Origin of the sequence: Kitasatospora sp. NPDC004799 (genome assembly GCF_040609095.1) — a bacterium.
In the GTDB taxonomy this organism is placed as follows: Bacteria; Actinomycetota; Actinomycetes; order Streptomycetales; family Streptomycetaceae; genus Kitasatospora.
This window is the reverse complement of record NZ_JBEXJK010000632.1, coordinates 1-3,051: the sequence shown is the minus strand read 5'-3', so window position 1 is coordinate 3,051 and position 3,051 is coordinate 1. Positions and strand designations below refer to the sequence as shown.

General features: G+C 75.4%; 3 protein-coding genes. All 3 read left to right on the top strand.

Going from position 1 to position 3,051, the window contains the following annotated elements:
- Positions 1-27: 27 nt before the first annotated feature.
- Complete coding sequence (locus tag ABZW03_RS39175; RefSeq protein ID WP_355269401.1) at positions 28-906, top strand: hypothetical protein; 879 nt, start codon at positions 28-30, stop codon at positions 904-906.
- Positions 907-913: 7 nt separating this feature from the next.
- The gene (locus ABZW03_RS39170; protein ID WP_355269399.1) at positions 914-1,909 is read left to right on the top strand and encodes an N-acetylmuramoyl-L-alanine amidase; all 996 of its coding nucleotides are present in this window, start codon (positions 914-916) and stop codon (positions 1,907-1,909) included.
- 196 nt (positions 1,910-2,105) lie between these two features.
- On the top strand, positions 2,106-3,014 hold the full coding sequence (locus ABZW03_RS39165) for a hypothetical protein (RefSeq protein ID WP_355269397.1): 909 nt from the start codon (positions 2,106-2,108) through the stop codon (positions 3,012-3,014).
- Positions 3,015-3,051: the final 37 nt, after the last annotated feature.

Genomic DNA, 3,051 nt, shown 5'->3' with positions numbered 1-3,051 from the left:
GCACCGTCAACCTCCACGGTATCGATCATGCGCGGGGATGGGACAGTCCCCGTACAACCCCCGCAGCAGCAGGGCCCCGCCGGCTACGACTACCTCCTGCAGCCGCCCGCCGCCCCGCCGCAGCCCCCGTACGGCCAGGCCGACTACGACTATCCGACCGGGCCCGGGGACGCCGAGGACCGGCCGGCCAACCGCCGGGCCCCGCTGCTGGTCGGCTTCGCGCTGCTCCTGGTGCTGGCGATCGGCGGCGGTCTGCTGTTCGCCGTCCGGGGCGGCGACGACAAGAAGGACGACCAGGCCGCGCCCGCCCCGACCGCCGCCACGTCGACCGGGGCGGAGAACCCGCCGCCCACCCCCGCGCCCACGGACGGCGCGCCGAGCACCGCCGCGAGCCCGTCCGGCGCGCCCACCGGCACGCCGTCCCCGACCGCGACCGGCCCCGGTCCGGGCGCCAAGGCCCAGGCCCAGGCGCTGGACGGCCTGCTCAGCGAGGGCGAGAACGCCAAGGCCCCGATCGGGAGCGCCGTCGCCAAGGTGACCAGCTGCCCGCCCAAGGCCGACATCGAGAGCGCCGCGCAGGTCTTCGACAACGGCGCGAGCCAGCGGACCGCCCTGCTGGCCAAGCTCTCCCAACTGAGCGTCACGGACGTGCCGGGCGGCGCCGACGCGGTGAACTCGCTGAGGTCCGCCTGGCAGCTGTCGGCCGACATCGACAAGGCGTACGCGAGCTGGGCGCGCGCCGTCGCCGCCCAGGGCTGCACCGGCCGGGCCCCGGCCACCCAGGACAAGAAGCACGCGGACGAGCTCAACCCGCAGGCCACCCAGGCGAAGACGGACTTCATGAACAAGTGGAACCCGATCGCGAAGAACTACGGTCTGACTCCGCGCACCCAGGACAGGATCTGACCGACCCGTGACCGGTTCCGCCGCCCGACCGCCCCGCCGCTCCGCCCTGCTGCGCGCCGTCACGGCCGCGGCCGTGGCCGTTCCCCTCGGTACGGCGGGCTGGTTCGGCTGGCGGGCCCTCGACCACTCCGACCCGGCCGGCGCCACCGCGGCCCCGCGCGCGGCGACGGCGGCCGTGTCGCCCGGACCGTCGACCTCCGAAGAACCGGCCCCGACCGCCGACACCGCGTCCGCGCCGTCCCTCACCCCTCCGGTCGCACCGCCACCGACCACCGCGCCCGCCGCGGAGACCCCGCCCGCCGCCGACGCCACCAGCCTGGCCGGCCGCACCGTCCTGCTCGACCCCGGCCACAACCCCGGCAACTCCGCCCACACCGCCGAGATCAACCGCCAGGTGGACATCGGCAACGCCCGCAAGGAGTGCGACACCACCGGCACCGAGACCAACGCCGGCTACACCGAGGCCGAGTACACCCTGGACGTCTCCCGCCGGGCCCGCGCCCTGCTGACCGCCCGGGGCGCCACGGTGGTGCTGGTGCAGGACGGCGACCGCCCCTGGGGCCCGTGCATCGACGAACGCGCCCGCGCGGGCGCCGACGCGCACGCCGACGTCGCCCTCTCGGTGCACGCGGACGGCGGCCCGGCGAGCGGCAGCGGGTTCCACGTGATCATGCCCGGCCGGGTGGTGGCCGGGAAGGCGAACACCTCGGCGATCGTCGAACCCTCGCGCCGCCTCGGCCTCCTGCTGCGCGACCGGTTCCACGCCGCGACCGGCGAGCCGTACGCCGACTACGTCGCCGAGGACGGCCTGGACACCCGCTCCGACCTGGGCGGCCTCAACCTCTCCACCGTCCCCAAGGTGTTCATCGAGTGCGGTAACATGCGCAACTCGACGGACGCGAAGCGGATGACGGACCCTCAGTGGCGCCAGCAGGCGGCCCAGGGGATCGCCGACGCGCTGACCGTTTTCCTGACCGCCCAGGAGAAGGCCGAAGGGCGATAAGGGAGTTGGGCCGCGCACCGACGGCGGAGGGCACTCCGCCCGGACCGCACGGTTTGCAACGACTTCGCCCCATTCCCCGTCCCGCCGTGCACCGGCAGGACGGTTGGGCCTAGGCTTCTGGTCCGTTCGGGAGTTTCGGCCGGTCGGCCCGACCGCGCGAACCACCGTCCACGACACGTCAACGAGGGGAACGTTAGTGAATCTGCGCGCTCTCACCAGGGGAGACGCCGCCGTCGCAGGCGCGGCCGTCCTGCTGTTCATCGCCTCCTTCCTGCCCTACTGGACCGTGAGCTGCAGCGGCCGCTACTGCGGACCGAACGCATCGCAGAACGCGTGGAGCACGGAGCTGTTCCCCATCCTGCCGTCGATCTACCTGCTGGGCATCGCCGCCGCGGTGCTGATCCTGGTGCAGCGCTTCCAGGGCGCGGCCGCGGCCAACCGCCAGGTGCTCGGCCTGCGGCTGGACCAGTGGGGCATCGCCTTCTCCGTCGCGGCACTGTGGACCTCGGTCTGGTCACTGGGCGGCGGCCCGTCCGGCGGCAGCATCAGCCACGGCTTCGGCGCCTGGCTCGGCTTCATCGCGCTGCTCGTGCTCGCCGGCGCGGCGGCCGCGAGCCCCCTGGTGCCCGCGCTGAAGGCCCCGCTGGTCTCCGACCGCCCGGCCGGCGTCCCCGGCCAGTACGGCTACCCGGTTCAGGGGCAGCCCGGCCACCCGGGTGCGCCCGGCCAGCCCGGTCAGTACGGCTACCCGGCCCAGGGCCACGACCCGGCGTTCGGCGGCCAGGGCGGCTACGGCTACCCGGGCGCCGGCCAGCCGGTCCAGGCCGCCCAGCCGCACGACGCCGGCACCCCGGCCCCGCAGCCGGCCCCGGCCGCGCAGCAGCAGCCGGCCGCCCCGGCGGCGGACTTCCAGCCGTTCTGGTTCGCCGTCCCGGCCCCGCGCCAGCTGGCCCCGAAGGACAACCCGGCCGGCGCCCCGGTCGGCGAGGTCGTGCCCGGCACCTGGTACCTGGCCGTCGAGCAGCGCGGCGCCGCGCTGGTCGCCCAGCTGCCGGACGGCAGCCAGGGCGTGCTGGCCGACACCTCGGGCATCCAGCGCGGCTGATCCCCTCGGACACACGGCGAAGGGGCGGGACCGGAGA

Coding starts and splice junctions, on each gene's coding strand:
- ABZW03_RS39175 (WP_355269401.1), top strand. CDS start 28: ATGCGCGGGGATGGGACAGTCCCCGTACAACCCCCGCAGCAGCAGGGC.